The sequence below is a fragment of the Pseudomonas sp. 31-12 genome, from assembly GCF_003151075.1.
In the GTDB taxonomy this organism is placed as follows: Bacteria; Pseudomonadota; Gammaproteobacteria; order Pseudomonadales; family Pseudomonadaceae; genus Aquipseudomonas.
The window spans coordinates 1-22,159 of sequence record NZ_CP029482.1 but is presented as its reverse complement, the minus strand read 5'-3'; the positions used below and the strand labels follow the sequence as shown (position 1 = coordinate 22,159).

Here is a 22,159-nt window from a genome sequence, read left to right as displayed (position 1 = left end):
TCATTTCGTTGATGACTGCGTGGCGATACCCCCTCCCCAGGGATGAAATCGCCCGCAAAAAAGATGGGCTACGATATCACAGCGACCGCTATGGAACAGCGGCGCCCATATTCCAGGGAGGTGCTATGAGTATTCGTGATTGGCCGGCGGCCGAGCGGCCGCGGGAGAGGTTGCTTGAGTTGGGCTCGGGAAGCCTTTCGGACGCCGAGCTGCTGGCGATTTTTTTACGAACCGGCGTATCGGGTAAAAGCGCGGTAGATCTAGCGCGACACCTGTTGAATCAGTTTGGCAGTCTGCGCGCACTGCTCGAGGCCGATCAGGAAGCATTCAGCAGGCAATTGGGGCTCGGGCCCGCGAAATTTGCGCAGTTGCAAGCGGCACAGGAGATGGGCCGGCGGCATTTGGCTGAGCGTGCGCGCCAGAAGTCGGCGCTGGAAAATCCACAGGCCGTTCGGGATTACCTGAAATCAATGTTGCGCCACGAACCCCACGAGGTGTTCGGCTGTCTTTTTCTCGACTCCAGGCATCAAGTACTGACCTTTGAAGTGCTGTTTCGCGGCTCCATCGACAGCACCAGTGTCTATCCGAGGCAAGTGGTCAAGCGCGCACTGGCCCACAACGCCGCAGCGTTGATCCTCTGCCACAACCATCCGTCGGGGAATACCAATCCCAGTCAAGCCGACCGAACGCTGACCAAGCGCCTGAAAGAGGCGTTGGATCTGATCGATGTGCGAGTGCTTGACCATTTCATCATCGGGGATGGCGATCCGCTGTCGATGGCTGAGTACGGGTGGATGTAGCGGGGCGAACAAAAATCCCCTGTGGGAGCGGGCTTGCTCGCGAAGAGGGAGTGTCAGTCACCATCATTGCTGCCTGATACACCGTCTTCGCGAGCAAACCCGCTCCGACAGGGTTTTGTGGTGTGGCTGTTATTTGAGATTGACCTTGGAGTAGTCCTGGCGACCAAACGGGCTGACTGAGTAACCCTCAACGCCTTTACGCGTCAGCGCGAAGGCAGTTGGGTGAGCCAGCGGCAGCCACAACGCTTGCTGCTGAATCTGCGCCTGGGCCTGTTCATAGAGCTTGGTGCGCACACCTTGCTCGCCAGTGGTCTTGCCGGCGCTGATCAGCTTGTCCAGCTCCTGGTTGCAGTAACGGGCGAAGTTGGTGCCGGACTTGACCGCGGCGCAGGAAAACTGCGGCGTGAGGAAGTTGTCCGGGTCACCGTTGTCGCCGGCCCAGCCCATGAACAGCAAATCGTGCTCACCGGCCTTGGCGCGGCGAATCAGTTCGCCCCATTCAATCACCCGAATCTCGGCCTGAATGCCGATTTCCGCGAGGTCCGATTGCAGCATTTGCGCGCTTAGGCTCGGGTTCGGGTTGAGCAGGCTACCGGAAGGTCGGGTCCAGATAGTGGTCTGGAAGCCATCCTTGAGTCCGGCCTTGGCCATCAAGGCCCTGGCCTTCTCGACGTCATGCGGATAACCCGGCAAGCCTTTGGCGTAGCTCCAGGTGTTGGGCGGGTACGGGCCGTTGGCGGCCTCGGCGGTGTCTTCGAACACGGCTTTGACGTAGTTGGCTTTGTCGAACGCGAGGTTGATGGCCTGGCGCACTTCAGGTTTGTCCAGCGGTGGATGCTGGCTGTTGATGCCGACGAACGCGGTCATGAAGGCGTCAGTCTTTTCGACTTTCAGGGTCGGTTCTTTCAGCGCGGCCTGTACGTCCAGTGGTTTTGGCGACAGGGCGATCTGGCACTCGTTGCGACGCAATTTCTGCAATCGCACGTTGGCATCCGGCGTGATGGCGAAAATCAGCGGGTCAACCGATGGTTTGCCACGGAAGTAGTCCGGGTTGGCCTTGTAGCGAATCGACGCGTCTTTCTGGAAGCGCGTGAACACGAAAGGGCCGCTGCCGATTGGTTGACTGTTGAGCTTCTCGGGTGTGCCGGCCTTCAGCAGCTTGTCGGCGTATTCGGCGGAATAGATCGAGGCGAAGCCCATGCTCAGGGTCGCGAGGAAGGTCGAGTCCGGGTGATCAAGGGTGAAGCGCACGGTCAGCGGGTCCAGTGCGTCGATCTTCTTGATCAGCGCCGGCAACTGCATCGACTGGGCGTGCGGGAAGCCGCTCTGGGCGACTTTGTGCCACGGGTTCGCCGGGTCGAGCATGCGGTCGAAGCTGAACTTCACGTCTTCGGCGGTCAGCTCGCGGGTAGGGCTGAAATATTCGGTGCGGTGGAATTTCACCTGCGGGTGCAACTTGAACACGTAGGTCAGGCCGTCGGGCGTGACTTCCCAGCTGTCCGCGAGGCTGGCGACCACTTTGCCGCTGGCCGTGTCGAAGTCCACCAGGCGATTCATCAGCACGTCGGCCGAGGCGTTGGTGGTGGTCAGCGAGTTGTATTGCACCACGTCGAACCCTTCCGGGCTGGCCTCGGTGCAGACGCTCAGGGCGGCGGCATGGGCCAGCGGGCTCAGCAGGAGCGGGGCGAGCAACAGCGGTAGGGCAGCGAGGCGCATGGTCGGATTCCTTTACAGATCGAAGGCCCATCTGCAAGTGCAGTCTGGAAAAGGCTTACCCTAGTGGGCTCTTTTGCAAATGACTATCCCCTTTTTCATTTTAAGGGGACTATGTGCGCTTGTTTTCGGTGATGCGGGCCGAGGAAAACCCGGAATCGGTCGATTGGCCGATTCTCTGCGACGAGCGGTCTTAATCGACGACAGCCTTTATCCAAGGCGCCCGGCGCCGGAAAAATGGGGAATTTATCAAGTCCGCGCACACGGAATGTTGTTGCTCTTCAGTCTTTCTGGTATAAAGCAGCGCTCTTTTCTAGGGGCCCGGTTCCTTCACTGTAGGTGTAGCCGGTAAGACCTCTAAAGAAACGCGGCGCCTGGCGCCAAATGACTGAGAGATTAAGCGGCCAACCCATGCCGGGTTGGGCATGTGGTTTTAGAGGGCTGAGGCATGTCGAGAGTATGTCAAGTTACCGGTAAGGGTCCGGTGACTGGGAATAACATTTCCCACGCAAACAACAAAACCCGTCGTCGTTTCCTGCCGAACCTGCAGCATCACCGCTTCTGGGTTGAAGAAGAGAAACGTTTCGTGCGTCTGCGCGTATCTGCCAAAGGCATGCGTATCATCGACAAGCGTGGCATCACTGTCGTGCTGGCCGAAATCCGCAAAGCCGGCAAGATCTAAGGGAGCTAATCATGCGTGAATTGATTCGTTTGATTTCGAGCGCCGGTACTGGTCACTTCTACACTACCGACAAGAACAAGCGTACTACTCCGGACAAAATCGAGATCAAGAAATTTGATCCGGTTGTTCGCAAGCACGTGATCTACAAAGAAGGCAAAATCAAGTAATTGATTTTTCCTCCTTACGAAAAAGGCCCGTATCGCGAGATACGGGCCTTTTTTGTTGCCTGATTATGAAGCGCCTGTCAGGGCCTCATCGCGAGCAGGCTCGCCCCCACATCGGAATGCGGTCAACTGTGGGAGCGGGCTTGCTCGCGAAGGGGCCAGCCCAAACAGCAAAAAATCTTCAGGCCTTCTGTTCAAACGCCACATAGATCTTGCGGCACGTTTCCAGCACCTCCCAAGTGCCGCGGAAACCCGCCGGGATCACGAAGCGATCGCCCGCGCGCAGGGTCTTGCCGTTGCCTTCGTTGTCGCGCAGCACGGAAACGCCCTGAATGATTTCGCAGTACTCATGCTCGGTGAAGTTCACATGCCACTGGCCAACAGCACCTTCCCACACGCCTGCATTCAACTGGCCGCAAGGGCTGTTGTAGTGGTTGTAGACCACTTGCTCGGGATCGCCCTTCAGGATTTTTGCCTGGTCCGGCTTATAGCGCTCGGGCTCGGTAGTGGCGAGGCTGAAGTCGACGACATCCTGGATATTCATTGTTGTAAGTCCCCGTGATTGCGGCGCGATGGCTGGAAAGACCCAAAGTCTATGTTTATTAAAATGAACATCGCAAGGCCGTTTGCCGGCCTTATGTCAAATATATTGAAACTTCACCGGCCGCTGGTTTAGGGTGGCGGTTGCCTTTGGCCGAAAAATCAGGCTGGCTGGGCAGAATTCCTGACAGCGCCCGCGAAGACCGCAGGGCGCTCGTATTCACCAAGAGGAGGACACTCGAATGACCACCCTGACTCGTGCCGATTGGGAGCAACGGGCTCTCGATCTGAAGATCGAAGGCCGCGCCTACATCAATGGCGAATACACCGATGCCGTCTCCGCCGAGACCTTCGAGTGCATCAGCCCGGTCGATGGCCGTCTGCTGGGCAAGATCGCCAGCTGTGACGCCGCCGACGCCCAACGCGCTGTTGAAAACGCCCGTACCACGTTCAATTCCGGCATCTGGTCGCGCCTGGCGCCGACCAAACGCAAAGCCACCATGATCCGTTTCGCCGGCCTGCTCAAGCAGCACGCCGAGGAGCTGGCCCTGCTTGAAACCCTGGACATGGGCAAGCCGATCAGCGATTCCCTGTACATCGACGTTCCCGGCGCGGCGCAAGCCCTGAGCTGGAGCGGTGAAGCCATCGACAAAATCTACGACGAAGTCGCGGCCACCCCGCACGATCAGCTGGGTCTGGTGACCCGCGAGCCGGTTGGCGTCGTCGGCGCCATCGTGCCGTGGAACTTCCCGTTGATGATGGCCTGCTGGAAACTCGGCCCGGCGCTGTCCACCGGTAACTCGGTGATTCTCAAACCGTCCGAAAAATCCCCGCTGACCGCCATCCGCATCGCTGCGCTGGCCGTTGAAGCCGGCATCCCGAAAGGTGTGCTGAACGTGCTGCCGGGTTACGGTCACACCGTCGGCAAGGCCCTGGCCCTGCACAACGACGTGGACACCCTGGTGTTCACCGGTTCGACCAAGATCGCCAAGCAATTGCTGATCTACTCGGGCGAATCGAACATGAAGCGCGTCTGGCTTGAAGCCGGCGGCAAGAGCCCGAACATCGTGTTCGCCGATGCCCCGGACCTGCAAGCCGCAGCCGAAGCGGCGGCCGGTGCCATCGCTTTCAACCAGGGCGAAGTCTGCACCGCCGGTTCGCGTCTGCTGGTCGAGCGTTCGATCAAGGACACCTTCCTGCCGCTGGTGATCGAAGCGTTGAAAACCTGGAAGCCGGGCAACCCGCTGGACCCGGCGACCAACGTCGGCGCGCTGGTGGATACCCAGCAGATGAACACCGTGCTGTCCTACATCGAATCCGGCCATAGCGATGGCGCCAAACTGGTGGCTGGCGGCAAGCGTACGCTGCAGGAATCCGGTGGCACCTACGTTGAGCCAACGATTTTCGACGGCGTGACCAACGCGATGAAAATCGCTCAGGAAGAGATCTTTGGCCCAGTGCTGTCGGTCATCACTTTCGACACCGCCGAAGAGGCCGTTGCGATTGCCAACGACACGCCTTACGGCCTGGCCGCAGCGGTGTGGACCAAGGACATCTCCAAGGCGCACCTGACCGCCCGCGCGTTGCGTGCCGGTAGCGTTTGGGTCAATCAATACGATGGCGGCGACATGACCGCACCGTTCGGTGGCTTCAAGCAGTCCGGCAACGGTCGCGACAAGTCGCTGCATGCGTTCGACAAGTACACCGAGCTGAAGGCGACCTGGATCAAGTTGTAAGTCAGTGAAGGAGTCCGGCAATCAACCGGGCTCCTGAGCGACGCAGATCCCCTGTGGGAGCGGGCTTGCTCGCGAAGGCGCCGTAACAGCCAACGATGATGTTGGATGTGATGGCCTCTTCGCGAGCAAGCCCGCTCCCACATTTGTTTTGTGTCGTCTGTGAAAAAAAATATCCACAGGAGCGTGGGCAATGCGTTGGGCGACTTATTTCGCCGTGTTGGCGTCTGTCTTGAGTGTCGGCCTGGCCCTGGGTGTCAGCATGCCGCTGGTGTCGTTTCGCCTGGAAGGCTGGGGTTACGGTTCGTTCGCCATCGGCGTGATGGCCGCCATGCCGGCGATTGGCGTATTGCTGGGGGCGAAGATCTCCAGCCATCTGGCCTCGCGCCTTGGCACGGCCAATCTGATGCGTCTGTGCCTGTGGGCCGGGGCGGTGTCCATCGGCTTGCTGGCGCTGTTACCGAGTTACCCGATCTGGCTGCTGTTGCGCCTGATGATCGGGGTGATCCTGACCCTGGTCTTCATCCTCGGCGAAAGCTGGATCAACCAGTTGGTGGTCGAACAATGGCGCGGGCGATTGGTGGCGCTGTACGGCAGCAGTTATGCGCTGAGTCAGCTCGCCGGGCCGTTGCTGCTGGGGGTTCTGGGCACCGAACACGATTACGGCTTCTGGGTCGGCGTCGGCTTGCTGACGGCGGCGCCGTTCCTGTTGCTGGGCCGCAGCGGCGCACCGACCAGCGAAGCCTGCAGCGTGACCTTCAGCGACTTGTGGGGCTTTTGCCGAGGTCTGCCGGCGATTGCCTGGGCGGTGTCGTTGTTCGCGGCGTTTGAAGCGATGATCCTGACCTTGTTGCCGGTGTATTGCCTGCGTCAGGGCTTCAGCACAGACATCGCGCTGGCAATGGTCAGCACCGTGGTGGTGGGGGATGCCTTGCTGCAGCTGCCGATTGGTGCGCTGGCGGATCGTTTGTCGCGTCGCACGCTGTTCACCGGTTGTGCGGTGGTGTTGCTGGTCTCGAGCCTGGCGATTCCGTTGCTCATCGACACGTTGCTGATCTGGCCGTTGTGGGTGCTGTTCGGCGCCAGCGCCGGGGGATTGTTCACCTTGTCGCTGATCCTGATCGGCGAACGCTATCGCGACGATGCGCTGGTGCGGGCCAACGCGCACATTGCGCAGCTGTGGGGCATCGGTTGTCTGATCGGGCCGTTGGCCGCCGGTGCTGGCAGCCAGTGGATCAGCGGGCATGCGTTGCCGTTGCTGATGGCGGCGGGGGCGTTTGGGTTGGTGATTTTGCTGATGCGTCAAGGCGCGTTTGGCACGGTGGTCGAGCCTGCCTAAACCCAAACTGCCAACCAATCACATACCCCTGTGGGAGCGAGCAAGCCCGCTCCCACAGGGGTGTTCATCGTCGGTCAGAGCATCCGCTCCAGCCCGACCGCCGTGCTGAACCAGGAATTGAAGCGGCGCCACAAGCTTCCTGGTTCCTTGGTCAGCGTGTGCATTTTGCCGTTGTCTTCGGTCTGCCAGACGATCCGGTCATTTTCCAGTTTCACCTGATAACTCAAGGTCGGCGCCATACCTTCCATGGCCGCTTTGCGCACATGCGCGGCAAGTTCGGGGCTGTCCACCAGCACCCCGACTTCGGTGTTCCACAGCACCGAGCGCGGGTCGAAGTTGAACGAGCCGATGAAGGATTTCTGCTGGTCGAAGATCATCGCCTTGCTGTGCAAACTGGAATCAGAACCCCGGAAGGACTTGCTGTAAAAAATATGCGGCCCGCTGCCGCCACCTTCGCCGGGCTGGCGGCGCAGTTCGTACAGCTTCACACCATGTTCCAGCAGCGCCCGGCGATAAGGCGCATAACCGCCGTGCACGGCCGGCACATCCGTGGCTTCCAGCGAGTTGGTCAACAAGTGTACCGACACCCCGGCGTCGGCCCGGCCGGTGAGGTACACCAGCCCCGGCTGACCCGGTACGAAGTAAGCCGAGATCATGATCAATTCTTTGCTGACGCCCGTCAGTTCAGGCGCCAGTTGCGTGGTCAGCAGCAAGTGCGGGTCAGGCTCGCCGTCCGACAAGACCTTGCTCGGTGCATCCCACAACGCCTGGTTCCACGCCCAGATCAGCTCCCGGCGCCAGATGTCCATGCGTGGTTTTGTGGTGTAAGTCATCAACTGCTGATACAGCGCATGATTCTGCTTGCGGGTCTCTTCCAACGATTCTTCCAGACGCGTGCGGGTATTTTGCAGGTCCTTTTGCGTCGGTCTGCTCGACAGGAATTCGTCGATCGGTTTGCTCAGCGCGCTGTTCCAGTACTGATCGAAGCTATGGCCAAGCTGCTCGGCCACTGGCCCGACGCCGAGCATGTCGATGTCAGTGAAATTCAGGTTGGGCTCGGCATCGAAGTATTCGTCGCCGAGGTTGCGACCGCCGACGATGGCCGCGCTGTTGTCTGCCAGCCACAGCTTGTTGTGCATGCGTCGGTGTTGCAACGACAGGTTGAACAAGCGGCCCATGGTGCGCGTCACGCCCGTGGCGCGGCCCAGGTGCAGTGGGTTGAACAGGCGGATCTGAATTTGCGGATGCGCGGCGAGGGTTGCGATGATCCAGTCCAGGCCGTCGCTGGTGGTGTCATCAAGCAGGATTCTCACGCGCACGCCGCGGTCGGCGGCCTTGAGCAATTCGTCCACCAGCATCCGCGTGCTGATGCCGTCGTGCACGATGTAGTACTGCAAGTCGAGGCTGCTTTGGGCGTTGCGGATCAGCTCGGCGCGGGCCATGAAGGCTTCGCTGCTATTGGACAGCAAACGAAAGCCGGACCGGCCCTCATGGGGTGCGGCCTGGGCCTGGATTGAACGACCGAATGCCGAATCGCTGGCGGGCAGCGCCTGGCTCGGTTCGCGCTGAACATCGAAGCTGGCGCAACCGCCCAGGAACGAGGCGAGTAGCAGAAGAGCGAGCAGGGGCTGTCTGACTCTCACGTGGGATCGTTCCGATTGGCGGAAAATGTCGGCATATGGACGCTGGATTCCTGAGAAAGGTCAGTCAGTGATGTAATCCGTTTCCGCCAGCAGTTTGATCGCCGCGGCGCCGACCTTGCGCACAGCCTCTTCGATCTGCGGTGTTGGCTTGGCAGCGTAGTTCATCCGCAAGCAATTGCGGTATTTGCCCGAGGCGGAAAAGATGCTGCCGACGGCAATCTGTACGCCCTGATCGTGCAGGGCACGATTCAGTTTCAGGGTGTCGAAGCCGTCCGGCAGTTCAACCCACAACATGAAGCTGCCTTGCGGGCGACTGGCGCGGGTGCCGGCGGGGAAGTAGCGCGTGACCCAGTCGATCATCAGGTCGCGATTGCGCTGGTATTGCGTGCGCATTCGCCGCAAATGCGGTTCGAAATGCCCGGCCTTGAGAAATTCGGCGATCGCGATCTGCGGTTGTGGTGCCGTGGAGCCGGTGCTGATGTATTTCATGTGCAGCACCCGCTCCAGATACCGGCCGGGTGCAACCCAACCAATACGCAAGCCAGGCGCCAGGGTCTTGGAAAACGAACTGCACAGCAGGACACGGCCGTCTTCGTCGAAGGATTTGATCGTGCGCGGGCGCGGGTAGCTGTAGGAAAGCTCGCCATACACATCGTCTTCGACAATCGCCACGTCGAACCGCTGTGCAAGCGTCAACAACGCGCGTTTACGCGATTCCGGCATGATGTAGCCCAGCGGGTTGTTGCAGTTGGGCGTCAACTGTATGGCCTTGATTGGCCACTGCTCCAGGGCCAGTTCAAGGGCATCGAGGCTAATCCCGGTGATTGGGTCGGTAGGGATTTCCAGGGCTTTCATGCCCAGCCCCTTGAGGGTCTGCATGGCGCCGTGAAAGCTCGGCGAGTCCACCGCCACGATATCCCCCGGATCGCAGATGGCGCGAATACTGGTGGACAGCGCTTCGTGGCAACCGGTGGTCACCACCAGGTCGTGGGCCGTCAACTGGCAGCCGGAATCGAGCATCAGGCGGGCGATCTGTTCGCGCAGTTCGAGGGTGCCGTAGATGTTGTCGTAATACAGACCGGGCATGTCCTGTCGACGGCTGATTCGCGCGAGGTTGCGCAGCAGCGGTTTCATGGTCGGCGTGGTGATGTCCGGCATGCCGCGGCCCAGTTGCACGACGTCTTTGCGCGGGACCGCGCGAATCAATTCCAGCACCTGATCCCACTGCGAAATATCCACCGGGCGCTGGGCCGGGCGGCCGATGGCCGGCAGCTCCGGCAGTTCGCGACCCACCGGTACGAAGTAGCCGGATTTGGGTTTCGGGGTTGCCAGCCCACTGTCTTCCAGCACTCGATACGCTTGCTGCACCGTGCTCAGGCTGACCCCGTGCTCGACACTCAACGCCCGCACCGACGGCAGCCGGTCACCGGGGCGATAGAAGCCCTGTTCAATACGTGTGCCGAGCAATTCGGCGAGGTTGACGTAAAGGGTCATGGCGCAGTCTCGGTGTGGGTGATTCGGTTAACCAATACAGATCGAGTGAAAATATACGATTCAGACGCTAAATCGGTAAATCTGTATGGAGTTAATACAGACTTGTTGAATCTGTAATGCTTTTCGCCGTCCGCGCATCATGAAAGCTCTGGCTACCCAAGTAAACAGGAGTAATCAAAATGAACGGCTTGAGTGATGTGCGGCTGACGATTCACAGTCAGGAACTGGCGGCAGGGCAAATAAACGGTGCACGCGAGGCGGTCATGCGCAACGCGCCGTCCGGCCTGAGTCGCTGGGGCCTGTTCTGGCATCGTCTGCACACGCGCAAGGCGTTGCTGACGCTCACGCCGGAGCAACTGAGGGATGTCGGTTTGAGTCGGGAGCAGGCGCGGGAGGAGGGGCTCAAGCCATTCTGGCGGATCTGAGTTTTGCGGTGTTCTTGCGGCTGTCTTCGCGGGCAAGCCCGCTCCCACAAGGGTTGGTGTTGTTCACAAAATTTGCGTTCACCACCTAACCCTGTGGGAGCGGGCTTGCCCGCGAAGGCGTCGGTACAGGCACTGAAATCCTTCAGACCAACTCTTTAAGCCGATGCCACAACATCCCCAACGCCAGCAACGGCGAACGCAAATGCTTGCCGCCCGGGAAGGTGATATGCGGCACCTTGGCAAACAGATCAAACCCTCCTCCCTGCTGACCACTAATAGCCTCAGCCAACAACTTGCCCGCCAAATGCGTGGCATTCACCCCATGGCCCGAGTAAGCCTGGGCGTAATACACATTCGGCTGGTCCTTGAGCCGGCCGATCTGCGGCAGTCGATTGGCGCCGATGCCGATCATCCCGCCCCATTGATAGTCGATCTTGACCCCGCCCAGTTGCGGGAAGACTTCCAGCATCTTCGGCCGCATGTACGCACCGATGTCCTTCGGATCGCGGCCTGAATAATGGCAAGCACCGCCAAACAGCAAACGTCGATCCGCCGAGAGCCGGTAGTAATCCAGCGCCACCCGTTGATCGCAGACCGCCATGTTCTGCGGCAGTAGTGAGTGCGCCAATTCTTCACTCAAGGGCTCGGTGGCAATGATGTAGCTGCCGGCGGGCAGCACTTTGCCGCTGAGTTCGGGGTTGAGTTCGTTGAGGTAGGCGTTGCAGCCCAGCACCAGCGTCTTGGCGCGAACCGAGCCTTGGGCGGTATGGACGGTGACTTCGGGGCCGTAGTCGATGCGGGTCACCGCCGAGTGCTCGAACAGCTTCGCGCCCAGCTGCAGCGCGGCGGCCGCTTCGCCCAGTGCCAGGTTAAGCGGGTGAAGATGGCCCGAACCCATGTCGATCAGGCCGCCGACGTAGCGGTCCGAACCCACCACCGTGTGCATTTCATTAGCTTGCAGCAGCCGGGTTTCGTAGCGGTAGCCGAGGCCGCGCAGCTCTTCGGCGTCTTCGGCAAAGCCTTCGAGGTCGCGGGGCTTGTTTGCCAGGTCGCAGTAACCCCAGGTCAGGTCGCAAGGGATCTGAAAACGCTCGACGCGCTGACGGACGATTTCCACGGCTTCCAGGCCCATGAGTTTCATCTGGCGCACGCCGTCGGTGCCGATCGCATTGGCGAACTGATCGAGGCCATGGCCGACGCCGCGAATCAACTGCCCGCCATTGCGTCCGCTGGCGCCCCAGCCGATCTTGTGCGCTTCCAGCAGCACCACGCTGAAGCCACGTTCTGCCAGTTCGAGCGCCGAGTTCAGCCCGGAAAACCCGCCGCCGACCACGCACACGTCCGCCACCAAGTCGCCTTGCAACACCGGATGATCAGGCTGCGACAGGCTGCTGGCGGCGTAGTAAGAGGCGGTGTGCTGGGCACGGGCATTCATGTGAGCGTCCCTGATTCATGTGTCTGGAAAATGTGACGGAGCATAAGCCGGACCTTCCGGCAGCGGCAACATTGGTCGGTTGATGCTGTCTGGATCGCGGCTTTTGCGTCAGACTCCCGGTCTATTCCGCTTTTGGTTACCGCTTCGATGAGCTGCAACAGTCAGAAAATCCGCACGCTGCGCCAGCAGATCCCCTCGTTCGAGTGCGTGCCCGGCTGCCATGACTGCTGTGGGCCGGTGACCACCTCGCCGGAAGAAATGTCCCGCCTGCCGCGCAAGACCCGCGCCGAGCAGGACGCGGCGATGGATGAACTCAACTGTGTGCACTTGGGGCCCAACGGCTGCACGGTGTATGACGAGCGGCCGCTGATCTGTCGGCTGTTTGGCACCACCAAGACCTTGCCGTGCCCGAACGGTCGGGGGCCGGTGGAGCTGATCCATCCGCGGGTGGAGAAGCAGATTCATGAGTACATGGCTTCTACTCGGCAGGTCCTCGTCTGAGGGAAGACCGAGTCGCCTGTAATCGCTAGCAGGCTAGCTCCCACTGAATCTATGTCCGCCGAAGATCAACTGTGGGAGCTAGCCTGCTAGCGATGGGGTCTGAACAGACACCACAAAGCCTCAATCCGGAATTGGCAGGCACAAACTCTCCTTCACCTCTTCCATCACGATATAGCTCTTGGATTCGCGCACATGCGGCAACTTGAGCAAAATGTCGCCCAGCAACTTGCGGTACGACGCCATCTCGGAAATCCGCGCCTTCACCAGGTAGTCGAAATCCCCTGACACCAAATGGCACTCCAGCACGTGGGGCAGTTTCAGCACCGCACGTCGGAACTCTTCAAAAGTATCGCCGGATTTGTAGTCGAGACTGATCTCGACGAACACCAGGAGACTACCCTTGAGGTGCTGCGGATTGAGGCGGGCGTTGTAGCCCATGATGATCCCTTCGCGCTCCAGCCGCCGGACCCGCTCGGTACACGGCGTGGTCGAGAGCCCGACCTTTTCCCCAAGCTCGGTGAAAGAGATGCGCCCGTCCGCTTGCAGGATCCGCAGGATGTTGCGGTCAATCTTGTCCAGCTCACGTTTGGTTTGAGTGTTGGTACGCATAGGGGATGCGCCTCCGTGAAAAGGGTTTTTGCCGAGAATTCTCGCCAAATATAGGCAGTTATATAGTGAAAAGCACTGCCTAATCTTTTTTACACTGCGCACATCAATGCTCTACAACTACGAACGTCAGCGGCAAGCCGCGATGAGGGATATGAAAATGCGCGTTATGGTCTTGGGTAGCGGCGTCATCGGTACCACCAGTGCTTATTATCTGGCGCGTGCCGGGTTCGAAGTGGTGGTGGTTGACCGTCAGCCAGCCGCTGCCATGGAGACCAGTTTCGCCAACGCCGGGCAGGTATCGCCGGGTTATGCCTCGCCGTGGGCCGCGCCGGGCGTGCCGCTGAAAGCCATCAAGTGGCTGTTGCAGCGCCATGCACCGCTGGCGATCAAGGCCACCGCCGACATCGACCAATACCTGTGGATGGCGCAGATGCTGCGCAACTGCACCGCCAGCCGTTACGCGGTGAACAAGGAACGCATGGTCCGTCTGTCCGAGTACAGCCGTGACTGCCTCGACGAATTGCGCGCCGAAACCGGTATTGCTTACGAAGGCCGCAGCCTCGGTACTACGCAACTGTTCCGCACCCAGGCTCAACTGGATGGCGCCGCGAAAGACATTTCCGTATTGAAAGAGTCCGGCGTACCGTTCGAACTGCTCGACCGCGCCGGCATTGCCCGTGTTGAGCCGGCCCTGGCCAACGTCACCGATATCCTCGCCGGTGCCTTGCGCCTGCCGAACGACCAGACCGGCGACTGCCAGATGTTCACCGTTCGACTGGCTGAAATGGCCGTGAAACTGGGCGTGGAATTCCGCTTCGGTCAAGACATTCAGAAACTCGACTTCGCCGGTGATCGCATCAACGGTGTGTGGATCGACGGCAAGCTGGAAACCGCTGACCGCTACGTCCTGGCACTCGGCAGCTACTCGCCGCAACTGCTCAAGCCGCTGGGCATCAAGGCCCCGGTGTATCCGCTCAAGGGTTACTCCCTGACCGTGCCGATCACCAACCCGGCGATGGCCCCGACGTCGACCATTCTCGACGAGACCTACAAGGTCGCGATCACCCGTTTCGACAACCGCATCCGCGTCGGCGGCATGGCTGAGATAGCCGGTTTTGACTTGTCGCTGAACCCGCGTCGGCGCGAAACCCTGGAGATGATCGTCAACGACCTTTATCCTCAGGGCGGCGATCTGGCCCAGGCGAGTTTCTGGACCGGTCTGCGTCCGACTACCCCGGACGGCACGCCGATCGTTGGCGCCACGCCGTTCAAGAACCTGTTCCTGAACACCGGTCACGGCACACTCGGCTGGACCATGGCCTGCGGCTCCGGTCGTTTGCTGGCTGACCTGATGGCGAAGAAAACGCCGCAAATCAGCGCCGAAGGCCTCGATATTTCTCGCTATGGAAACAAAACCCAGGAGTCCGCAAAACATGTCAATCCAGCGCCAGCTCACCAATGAGCGCATGAGCCAGATCGTTGTCCACAGCGGCACCGTCTATCTGGCAGGGCAAGTCGGCGACGACATGAGTGCCGGGATTGAACAGCAGACTCGTGAAACCTTGGCCAACATCGAGCGTTTGCTCGATCTGGCAGGCACCGACAAGAGCCGTTTGCTGTCGGTGACGATTTACCTGAAAGACATCGACGCACATTTCGAAGGCATGAACGCGGTGTGGGACAAGTGGCTGCCAAAAGGCGTCGCCCCGGCCCGTGCAACCGTTGAGTCGAAACTGTGCGAACCGGAAATCCTGGTTGAGCTGTCGGTTGTAGCCGCTCTGCCGTAAGCCTGTCAGAAAGATCCCTCTCCCGGTGCTGTTGGCGGTTCACGCCGTCAGCCAGCGCCGGTTTTTATTCCCATGACCGCCTAGAAGTCTGCCGCCATGCGTCCAGCCCGTGCCCTGATCGACCTTCAAGCCCTGCGTCACAACTACCAGATCGCCCGTGAAGTCACGGGGGCCAAAGCCCTCGCCGTGATCAAGGCCGATGCCTACGGCCATGGCGCGGTGCGTTGCGCCCAGGCGCTGGAAGCCGAGGCGGACGGGTTTGCCGTTGCCTGTATCGAAGAGGCTTTGGAGCTGCGGGCCGCTGGCATTCGTGCACCGGTGTTGTTGCTGGAAGGTTTTTTCGAAGCTGATGAGCTGTCGCTGATTGTCGAGCATGATTTCTGGAGCGTGGTGCATTCGTTGTGGCAGCTCGAAGCCATCGAGAACGCCGCGTTGAGCAAGCCGCTCACGGTCTGGCTCAAGCTCGATTCGGGCATGCACCGGGTTGGCTTGCATCCAAAGGATTATCAGGCGGCCTATCAACGGCTGCTGGCCAGCGGCAAAGTCTCGAAGATTGTCTTGATGAGCCACTTCGCCCGGGCCGATGAGCTGCACGAGCAGACCAGCGCCGAGCAAGTTGCGGTGTTTGAAGCGGCGCGCAAAGGTTTGTCGGCCGAGATCAGCCTGCGCAATTCGCCGGCGGTACTCGGTTGGCCGCAGATTCCGAGCGACTGGGTGCGCCCGGGCATCATGCTCTACGGTGCCACGCCGTTTGAAGAAGCCAACGCCGTGGCTTCCCGTCTGCAACCGGTGATGACCCTGGAATCGAAAGTGATTTGCGTGCGTGAACTGCCGGCCGGTGAGCCGATCGGCTACGGCGCCAAATTCATCACCCCCAAGCCGATGCGTGTGGGCGTAGTGGCCATGGGTTATGCCGATGGTTACCCGCGTCAGGCACCAACCGGCACGCCAGTATTGGTCGCTGGGCAGCCTAGCCAGTTGATCGGCCGCGTGTCGATGGACATGCTCTGCATTGATCTGACCGATGTGCCGCAGGCCGGCCTGGGCTCGACCGTCGAGTTGTGGGGCAAGAACATCCTCGCCAGCGAGGTGGCGGCCGCCGCAGACACGATTCCCTATCAGATCTTCTGCAACCTGCGCCGGGTGCCAAAGCTCTATTCCGAGGGTTAACGGTCAGCGCTCCGTACCGAAAGTCGCCGGGCTGAACAGGATTCAGGCCAAAGTGTTGTAAATACTGAACGCTGTCGCCATGATAACGCTCAATATTTCTACAACCTGAATCTTGGAGGCGCAAGCTTGGACGTCGGTGAACGACTGCAATCCATCCGTAAGCTCAAAGGTCTTTCCCAGCGTGAGCTCGCCAAACGCGCGGGTGTCACCAACAGCACGATTTCCATGATCGAGAAGAACAGCGTCAGTCCCTCGATCAGTTCGCTGAGGAAGGTACTGGGCGGGATTCCCATGTCCATGGTCGAGTTCTTTTCCGAAGAAATCCTGCAGGAAAAACCGACGCAGATCGTCTACAAAGCCAACGAGCTGATCGATATTTCCGATGGCGCAGTGACCATGAAACTGGTCGGCCGGGCGCACCCGAGCCGGGCTATCGCGTTCCTCAATGAAATCTACCCGCCTGGCGCCGACACCGGTGACGAGATGCTCACCCATGAGGGCGAGGAAACCGGCATTTTGGTGGAAGGGCGACTGGAACTGGTGGTCGGGCTCGAAACTTTTGTGCTCGAAGCCGGCGACAGCTACTACTTTGAAAGTACCAAGCCACACCGTTTCCGTAATCCGTTCGATGCGCCGGCGCGACTAATCAGCGCAGCCACGCCCGCGAATTTCTAAGAGAAGAGGCGTCCTGCCAGCACGGCAGAGGCACCCGAAGCGTTTTTCCGCCGCACAACAAGACCCCTTCGACTTTGGGGTTGTTTCAGTGCGGCGGGCTTACCGTTATACTTGCGCCCGCCTGCGAACCGTGGCCGTGGGCGTGACTAGCCACCATTGAGGGTGAACGCGTGAATCTAATTATGAAAATGCTGGCTGCACCAGCAACCGTATTGGCCCTATGGGCTGTCAGCGCTCAAGCTGCGACCAACGACGATATTGCAAAACGCCTTGAGCCCGTCGGCCAGGTCTGTGTGACGGGGCAAGAGTGCAAGGGCATGGAAGTCGCTGCTTCGGCGGGTGGCGGTGATGCCAAGACCCCTGACTCCGTGATTGCGAAACATTGCAACGCTTGCCACGGTACCGGCCTGTTGGGCGCACCGAAAGTCGGTGATGCCGCCGCTTGGGGCGAGCGTTCCAAGAAGGAGGGGGGTGTTGATGGTCTGCTCGCCAAGGCGATCTCCGGCATCAATGCCATGCCACCGAAAGGCACCTGTGCCGATTGCACAGACGCTGATCTCAAAGGCGCCATCGAGAAGATGTCCGGCTTGAAATAAGCGTTCATCTACAGCGAAAAAGCCGCTTACGAGCGGCTTTTTTGTGCCTGCGATTTGCCTTGGGGACTATTCTTTGCAGTAAAGGCCCGGCAAGCTCGGTCCAACCCCAAATCACGGAATGTAAGGGAGGATCAGATGGTGCAGCTGTGTTCTATCGAGCAAGCGGTCGATGACGTATTGGCGCGGTTGCCGGCGCATATTCACATGGGCTTACCCCTTGGCCTGGGCAAACCCAACCACTTCGTCAACGCGTTGTTCCAGCGCATCGCGCAATTGCCCGAACGGCAGCTGACAATCTACACCGCCCTGTGCCTGGGCCGTCCTGCCTTGGGCGACGGTTTGCAAAAGCGCTTTCTCGAACCCTTTATCGAGCGGGTTTTTGGCGATTATCCGGAGCTGGATTTCCTTGCCGACCTGCACAAAGACAGCCTGCCGGCGAACATTCATATCCAGCAATTTTTCATGCAGCCCGGCAGCCTGCTCCACAGCGCGTCGGCCCAGCAGGATTACGTGAGCAGCAACTACAGCCACGCCGCGCGGGACATTAACGCCGCCGGTTTGAACCTGGTTGCACAGCTGGTGGCCAGCTATTCCGAGCACCCGGATCGCCTGAGCCTGAGCTGCAACCCGGACATCACCCTCGACCTGTTTCCGATGATCGCCAAGCGCCGGGAGGCGGGGGAGACGATCCTGCTGGTGGGCCAAGTCCACAACGATTTGCCCTACATGCCCGGTGACGCCGAAATCGGCATCGACGCGTTCGACTTTTTAATCGACGAGAAGGACAACACCACGCTGTTCTCCACGCCGAACATGCCCGTGGGTTTCCAGGATCACTTCATCGGCCTGCACGCCAGCACACTGGTGCGCGACGGCGGCACCTTGCAGATCGGCATTGGTGCCATGGGCGATGCCTTGACCGCAGCGTTGCTGGCGCGCCAGGCCAACAATGCCGGTTACAAGGCATTGCTGGCGGAGATCAACCTGAGCCAGTGGGCGCAGTTGATCGACCGCGAGGGCGGCACCGACCCCTTCGCCAAAGGCCTTTACGGTTGCAGCGAGATGTTCGTCAACGGCCTGCTGGTGCTGGCCGACGCCGGGATCATTCGGCGCAAGGTCTACCCGGACGTGCCGACCCAGCAACAAGCGAATGCCGGCACCCTCGACGAAGCTGCGCAAACCGACGGCATCAGCGTGCATGGTGGGTTTTTCCTCGGGCCGCGCAGTTTCTACGAGCGCCTTCGTGAGTTGCCGCAAAGCAAGCGGCTCGAATTCAACATGACCCGCATCAGCTATATCAACGAGCTCTACGGTCAGGAAGAACTCAAACGCTTGCAGCGCCTGGATGCGCGCTTCATCAACACCGTGATCACCATGACCCTGCTCGGTGCCGGCGTGGCCGATCAGTTGGAGAGCGGGCGTGTACTCAGCGGTGTCGGCGGGCAATACAACTTCGTCGCCCAGGGCCATGCGCTGGAGGGCGCGCGGTCGGTGCTGCTGCTGCGCAGTTGGCGTGAGGCGGGCGGTGAGGTCAGTTCGAACATCGTCTGGGAATACGGCCACTGCACGATCCCGCGGCATTTGCGGGACATTGTAGTCACCGAATACGGCATCGCCGATCTGCGCGGCAAGACCGATGCGGCGGTGATCGAAGCGTTGCTGAATATCAGCGACTCACGGTTCCAGTCCGGCCTGATCGAGCAGGCGCAAAACGTTGGCAAGTTGCCGAAGGGTTTCCGTATCGATCCACGTTTTGCCGACAACACCCCGGAGCGCTTGCAGGCGATTCAGGCGCGGCATGCGAAGTTGTTTCCGGAGTATCCGCTGGGGTGTGATTTCACGGCTGAAGAGCGGGACTTGTTGCGGGCGCTGAACTGGTTGAAGAGCAAGTTCAAGCTGACGGAGATTCTGGAGTTGGGCAAGGCTGCGCTGGATGCGCCTGAGGCTTCGGAATTTCCCGAGCATCTGGAGCGGATGCAGCTGACCAACCCGGAAGGGCTGAAAGAGGATTTGTTTCAGCGGTTGTTGCTCACCGGCCTCAAAGCCACCGCGCAATAACGCCCACCACAAAACAACTGTGGGAGCCAGCCTGCTGGCGATGGCTGTCTGTCAGTCATGAATATGTTGACTGACATGACGCCATCGCCAGCAGGCTGGCTCCCACAGGGGAAATGCGGTGCTGCGGGTTATTCGATGAAGGTGACAACGCCATCCTTCAGCGACTGCACCCGAGCCAACGATTCCACGCGATAACCCTGGGCATCCAGTTCCGCACGGCCGCCCTGGAACGACTTCTCGATCACGATCCCCAAACCGGCCACGGTGGCGCCGGCCTGTTTGATGATCGAGATCAGCGCTTGCGATGCCTTACCGTTGGCCAGGAAGTCATCGATGATCAGCACGCGGTCGCTGCTGGTCAGGTGACGCGGGGAGATCGCCACGGTGCTTTCGGTCTGTTTGGTGAACGAGTAAACGGTCGCCGACAGCAGGTTTTCAGTCAGGGTCAGGGACTGATGCTTGCGCGCGAAGATCACCGGTACGCCGAGGTTCAGGCCGGTCATGATCGCCGGAGCGATGCCCGAGGCTTCGATCGTAACGATTTTGGTGATGCCCGAGTCCTTGAACAACGCAGCGAATTCATCGCCGATCAGCTTCATCAGGGCCGGGTCGATCTGGTGGTTCAAAAAGGCGTCGACCTTCAGGACCTGATCGGAAAGCACGATGCCTTGTTCGCGAATTTTCTGGTGCAGTGCTTCCATGAAGCGTTCCTCTACTGGCGCCGTACGCGCCTAGCTTGTCAAAAATGCTTGGGAAAAAAATATTCGGTTAAAAAGTGCTCAATTCTAGCGCTTTAACATCGCCCGTATATCGGCCAATGCGGTATTGCCGCGAACGGCTTTGACTTCAACAGGGGTGTCGTCATTGCCTTCCCACGCCAGATCGTCCGGCGGCAGCTCATCAAGGAATCGGCTCGGTGCGCAATCGATGATCTCGCCGTATTGCTTGCGCTTGGCGGCGAAGGTGAAGGCCAGGGTCTGACGTGCGCGGGTAATCCCGACGTAGGCCAGGCGGCGTTCTTCTTCGATGGTGTCGGCTTCGATGCTGGAGCGGTGCGGGAGGATTTCCTCTTCCATGCCCATGATGAACACGTAGGGAAATTCCAGACCCTTGGAGGCGTGCAAGGTCATCATCTGCACGCCTTCGGCGCCATCTTCCTCTTCCTGCTGACGTTCCAGCATGTCACGCAGGACCAGTTTGCCGATGGCGTCCTCCACGGTCATCTCGCCTTCTTCGTCCTTCTCCAGCGTGTTCTTCAACGCCTCGATCAGGAACCACACGTTGCCCATGCGGTAGTCGGCGGCCTTGTCACTGGAGCTGTTGGTGCGGAGCCAGTTCTCGTAGTCGATGTCCATGACCATGCTGCGCAGCGCCGAGATCGGGTCTTCGCCGGCGCACTGCTCGCGAACCTTGTCCATGAAGCGCTTGAAGCGCGACAGGCGATCGGTGAAGCGCGCGTCCAGGTGCTCGCCCAGGCCGATTTCGTCGGTGGCGGCGTACATCGAGATTTTGCGCCCGGTAGCGTAGTTGCCCAGCTTCTCCAGGGTGGTCGAACCGATTTCCCGGCGTGGCACGTTGATCACCCGCAGGAAGGCGTTGTCGTCATCCGGGTTCACGATCAGGCGGAAGTAGGCCATCAGGTCTTTCACTTCCTGACGTCCGAAGAAACTGTTGCCGCCGGACAAACGATACGGAATCTGGTGGTGCTGCAGCTTCAGCTCGATCAGCTTGGCCTGGTAGTTACCGCGATACAGGATCGCGAAATCGCTGTACGGCCGGTCCGTGCGCAAGTGCAGGGTCAGCAGTTCCACGGCCACGCGCTCGGCTTCGGCGTCTTCGTTGCGGCAACGGATCACGCGGATTTCGTCGCCGTGGCCCATCTCACTCCACAGCTGCTTCTCGAATTCGTGCGGGTTGTTCGAGATCAGCACGTTGGCGCAGCGCAGGATGCGGCTGGTGGAGCGGTAGTTTTGCTCGAGCATCACCACTTTCAGCGACGGGTAATCGTCCTTGAGCAGCATCAGGTTTTCCGGACGGGCGCCACGCCAGGCGTAGATCGACTGGTCATCGTCGCCCACCACGGTGAACTGGTTGCGCGTGCCGATCAGCAACTTCACCAGCAAATACTGGCTGGCGTTGGTGTCCTGGTATTCGTCCACCAGCAGGTAGCGGACTTTGTTCTGCCATTTTTCGAGGATGTCGGCGTGTTCCTGGAACAGCTTCACCGGCAGCAGGATCAGGTCGTCGAAGTCCACCGCGTTGAACGCCTTGAGCGTGCGCTGATAGTGGGTGTAGACGATGGCGGCGGTCTGTTCCTTGGGGTTGCGCGCGTTTTCCAGGGCTTCGGGCGGCAGGATCAGGTCGTTTTTCCACGAGCCGATCATGTTCTTGATCTCGTCGACGCCGTCGTCGCCCGAGTATTCCTTCTGCATGATGTCGGTCATCAAGGCTTTGACGTCGGTTTCGTCAAAGATCGAGAAGCCCGGCTTGTAGCCCAGGCGAACATGTTCCTTGCGGATGATGTTCAAGCCCAGGTTGTGGAACGTGCACACCGTCAGGCCACGGCCTTCGCCGCCCTTGAGCAGGGTGCCGACTCGTTCCTTCATCTCGCGCGCGGCCTTGTTGGTAAAGGTCATGGCGACGATGTACTGGGCGCGGATGCCGCAGTTCTGGATCAGGTGAGCAATTTTGCGGGTGATCACGCTGGTCTTGCCGGAGCCTGCGCCGGCGAGCACCAAAAGAGGGCCGCCGACGTAGCTCACGGCTTCTTGCTGCCGGGGATTGAGTCGGGACAT

At 59.9% G+C, this 22,159-nt stretch carries 21 protein-coding genes; 13 read left to right on the top strand and 8 right to left on the bottom strand.

Features of this window, described 5'->3' with window-relative positions:
• The first annotated feature begins 125 nt into the window (after nt 1–125).
• Complete coding sequence (radC, locus tag DJ564_RS00105) at nt 126–800, top strand: DNA repair protein RadC (protein ID WP_109626716.1); 675 nt, start codon at nt 126–128, stop codon at nt 798–800.
• Between the two features lie 129 nt (nt 801–929).
• Here radC and DJ564_RS00100 read toward each other — a convergent pair whose 3' ends face one another.
• Entirely contained in the window at nt 930–2,516 is a 1,587-nt protein-coding gene (locus tag DJ564_RS00100) for an ABC transporter substrate-binding protein (protein ID WP_109626714.1), read from the bottom strand.
• A 445-nt stretch (nt 2,517–2,961) separates the two neighbouring features.
• Here DJ564_RS00100 and rpmB point away from each other — a divergent pair, with 445 nt between their 5' ends.
• Entirely contained in the window at nt 2,962–3,195 is a 234-nt protein-coding gene (rpmB, locus tag DJ564_RS00095; RefSeq protein WP_007894701.1) for a 50S ribosomal protein L28, read from the top strand.
• A gap of 11 nt (nt 3,196–3,206) precedes the next feature.
• Entirely contained in the window at nt 3,207–3,362 is a 156-nt protein-coding gene (gene rpmG / locus DJ564_RS00090; RefSeq protein WP_007894709.1) for a 50S ribosomal protein L33, read from the top strand.
• A gap of 178 nt (nt 3,363–3,540) precedes the next feature.
• Here the strand turns inward: rpmG and DJ564_RS00085 are convergent, their stop codons facing one another.
• The gene (locus DJ564_RS00085) at nt 3,541–3,903 is read right to left on the bottom strand and encodes a cupin domain-containing protein (protein ID WP_109626712.1); all 363 of its coding nucleotides are present in this window, start codon (nt 3,901–3,903) and stop codon (nt 3,541–3,543) included.
• Nucleotides 3,904–4,141: 238 nt separating this feature from the next.
• Between DJ564_RS00085 and DJ564_RS00080 the strand changes: the two genes are divergently transcribed.
• Together DJ564_RS00080 and DJ564_RS00075 are read left to right on the top strand one after the other, a co-directional pair.
• A complete protein-coding gene (locus DJ564_RS00080; protein ID WP_109626710.1) occupies nt 4,142–5,635 on the top strand; it encodes an aldehyde dehydrogenase in 1,494 nt (497 codons plus the stop codon).
• Nucleotides 5,636–5,825: 190 nt separating this feature from the next.
• The gene (locus tag DJ564_RS00075) at nt 5,826–6,971 is read left to right on the top strand and encodes an MFS transporter (protein WP_109626708.1); all 1,146 of its coding nucleotides are present in this window, start codon (nt 5,826–5,828) and stop codon (nt 6,969–6,971) included.
• 74 nt (nt 6,972–7,045) lie between these two features.
• On the opposite strand, the gene DJ564_RS00070 is transcribed toward DJ564_RS00075, so the two are convergent.
• Nucleotides 7,046–8,614, bottom strand: coding sequence for a phospholipase D family protein (locus tag DJ564_RS00070; protein WP_109626706.1), 1,569 nt, complete (start codon nt 8,612–8,614; stop codon nt 7,046–7,048).
• 60 nt (nt 8,615–8,674) lie between these two features.
• Nucleotides 8,675–10,108, bottom strand: a complete 1,434-nt coding sequence (locus DJ564_RS00065) for a PLP-dependent aminotransferase family protein (protein WP_109626704.1) — start codon at nt 10,106–10,108, stop codon at nt 8,675–8,677.
• Between the two features lie 179 nt (nt 10,109–10,287).
• Between DJ564_RS00065 and DJ564_RS00060 the strand changes: the two genes are divergently transcribed.
• On the top strand, nt 10,288–10,533 hold the full coding sequence (locus tag DJ564_RS00060) for a DUF1127 domain-containing protein (protein ID WP_109626702.1): 246 nt from the start codon (nt 10,288–10,290) through the stop codon (nt 10,531–10,533).
• Between the two features lie 142 nt (nt 10,534–10,675).
• On the opposite strand, the gene DJ564_RS00055 is transcribed toward DJ564_RS00060, so the two are convergent.
• Nucleotides 10,676–11,968, bottom strand: a complete 1,293-nt coding sequence (locus tag DJ564_RS00055; RefSeq protein ID WP_109626700.1) for an FAD-binding oxidoreductase — start codon at nt 11,966–11,968, stop codon at nt 10,676–10,678.
• 147 nt (nt 11,969–12,115) lie between these two features.
• On the opposite strand from DJ564_RS00055, the gene DJ564_RS00050 reads away from it, so the two are divergent.
• Nucleotides 12,116–12,469: a YkgJ family cysteine cluster protein gene (locus tag DJ564_RS00050; protein WP_007947437.1), complete on the top strand. Its 354-nt coding sequence runs from the start codon at nt 12,116–12,118 to the stop codon at nt 12,467–12,469.
• 120 nt (nt 12,470–12,589) lie between these two features.
• Here DJ564_RS00050 and DJ564_RS00045 read toward each other — a convergent pair whose 3' ends face one another.
• Nucleotides 12,590–13,078: an Lrp/AsnC ligand binding domain-containing protein gene (locus tag DJ564_RS00045; RefSeq protein ID WP_010465173.1), complete on the bottom strand. Its 489-nt coding sequence runs from the start codon at nt 13,076–13,078 to the stop codon at nt 12,590–12,592.
• 157 nt (nt 13,079–13,235) lie between these two features.
• On the opposite strand from DJ564_RS00045, the gene dadA reads away from it, so the two are divergent.
• The 6 genes from dadA (at nt 13,236) to DJ564_RS00015 (ending at nt 19,364) form a co-directional block, all read left to right on the top strand.
• On the top strand, nt 13,236–14,540 hold the full coding sequence (dadA, locus tag DJ564_RS00040) for a D-amino acid dehydrogenase (protein WP_109635905.1): 1,305 nt from the start codon (nt 13,236–13,238) through the stop codon (nt 14,538–14,540).
• Entirely contained in the window at nt 14,512–14,865 is a 354-nt protein-coding gene (locus DJ564_RS00035; protein WP_109626698.1) for a RidA family protein, read from the top strand. The genes dadA and DJ564_RS00035 overlap by 29 nt, the downstream gene beginning before the upstream one ends.
• 96 nt (nt 14,866–14,961) lie before the next feature.
• Entirely contained in the window at nt 14,962–16,035 is a 1,074-nt protein-coding gene (gene alr, locus DJ564_RS00030; RefSeq protein WP_109626697.1) for an alanine racemase, read from the top strand.
• 126 nt (nt 16,036–16,161) lie between these two features.
• Nucleotides 16,162–16,710, top strand: a complete 549-nt coding sequence (locus DJ564_RS00025; RefSeq protein ID WP_007947433.1) for a cupin domain-containing protein — start codon at nt 16,162–16,164, stop codon at nt 16,708–16,710.
• 170 nt (nt 16,711–16,880) lie between these two features.
• The gene (locus DJ564_RS00020) at nt 16,881–17,306 is read left to right on the top strand and encodes a cytochrome c5 family protein (protein WP_178082276.1); all 426 of its coding nucleotides are present in this window, start codon (nt 16,881–16,883) and stop codon (nt 17,304–17,306) included.
• Nucleotides 17,307–17,441: 135 nt separating this feature from the next.
• The gene (locus tag DJ564_RS00015) at nt 17,442–19,364 is read left to right on the top strand and encodes an acetyl-CoA hydrolase/transferase C-terminal domain-containing protein (RefSeq protein WP_109626695.1); all 1,923 of its coding nucleotides are present in this window, start codon (nt 17,442–17,444) and stop codon (nt 19,362–19,364) included.
• Nucleotides 19,365–19,492: 128 nt separating this feature from the next.
• On the opposite strand, the gene DJ564_RS00010 is transcribed toward DJ564_RS00015, so the two are convergent.
• Nucleotides 19,493–20,065, bottom strand: a complete 573-nt coding sequence (locus DJ564_RS00010) for a xanthine phosphoribosyltransferase (protein ID WP_109626693.1) — start codon at nt 20,063–20,065, stop codon at nt 19,493–19,495.
• Between the two features lie 84 nt (nt 20,066–20,149).
• Nucleotides 20,150–22,159 (bottom strand): DNA helicase Rep, encoded by a 2,010-nt coding sequence (gene rep / locus DJ564_RS00005; protein ID WP_109626691.1) that lies wholly within the window; start codon nt 22,157–22,159, stop codon nt 20,150–20,152.

Bases quoted from the DNA above. Each gene is read 5' to 3' on its own strand.
- radC (WP_109626716.1), top strand. From the start codon at position 126: ATGAGTATTCGTGATTGGCCGGCGGCCGAGCGGCCGCGGGAGAGGTTG.
- DJ564_RS00100 (WP_109626714.1), bottom strand. From the start codon at position 2,516: ATGCGCCTCGCTGCCCTACCGCTGTTGCTCGCCCCGCTCCTGCTGAGC.
- rpmB (WP_007894701.1), top strand. From the start codon at position 2,962: ATGTCGAGAGTATGTCAAGTTACCGGTAAGGGTCCGGTGACTGGGAAT.
- rpmG (WP_007894709.1), top strand. From the start codon at position 3,207: ATGCGTGAATTGATTCGTTTGATTTCGAGCGCCGGTACTGGTCACTTC.
- DJ564_RS00085 (WP_109626712.1), bottom strand. From the start codon at position 3,903: ATGAATATCCAGGATGTCGTCGACTTCAGCCTCGCCACTACCGAGCCC.
- DJ564_RS00080 (WP_109626710.1), top strand. From the start codon at position 4,142: ATGACCACCCTGACTCGTGCCGATTGGGAGCAACGGGCTCTCGATCTG.
- DJ564_RS00075 (WP_109626708.1), top strand. From the start codon at position 5,826: ATGCGTTGGGCGACTTATTTCGCCGTGTTGGCGTCTGTCTTGAGTGTC.
- DJ564_RS00065 (WP_109626704.1), bottom strand. From the start codon at position 10,108: ATGACCCTTTACGTCAACCTCGCCGAATTGCTCGGCACACGTATTGAA.
- DJ564_RS00060 (WP_109626702.1), top strand. From the start codon at position 10,288: ATGAACGGCTTGAGTGATGTGCGGCTGACGATTCACAGTCAGGAACTG.
- DJ564_RS00055 (WP_109626700.1), bottom strand. From the start codon at position 11,968: ATGAATGCCCGTGCCCAGCACACCGCCTCTTACTACGCCGCCAGCAGC.
- DJ564_RS00050 (WP_007947437.1), top strand. From the start codon at position 12,116: ATGAGCTGCAACAGTCAGAAAATCCGCACGCTGCGCCAGCAGATCCCC.
- DJ564_RS00045 (WP_010465173.1), bottom strand. From the start codon at position 13,078: ATGCGTACCAACACTCAAACCAAACGTGAGCTGGACAAGATTGACCGC.
- dadA (WP_109635905.1), top strand. From the start codon at position 13,236: ATGCGCGTTATGGTCTTGGGTAGCGGCGTCATCGGTACCACCAGTGCT.
- DJ564_RS00035 (WP_109626698.1), top strand. From the start codon at position 14,512: ATGTCAATCCAGCGCCAGCTCACCAATGAGCGCATGAGCCAGATCGTT.
- alr (WP_109626697.1), top strand. From the start codon at position 14,962: ATGCGTCCAGCCCGTGCCCTGATCGACCTTCAAGCCCTGCGTCACAAC.
- DJ564_RS00015 (WP_109626695.1), top strand. From the start codon at position 17,442: ATGGTGCAGCTGTGTTCTATCGAGCAAGCGGTCGATGACGTATTGGCG.
- DJ564_RS00010 (WP_109626693.1), bottom strand. From the start codon at position 20,065: ATGGAAGCACTGCACCAGAAAATTCGCGAACAAGGCATCGTGCTTTCC.
- rep (WP_109626691.1), bottom strand. From the start codon at position 22,159: ATGTCCCGACTCAATCCCCGGCAGCAAGAAGCCGTGAGCTACGTCGGC.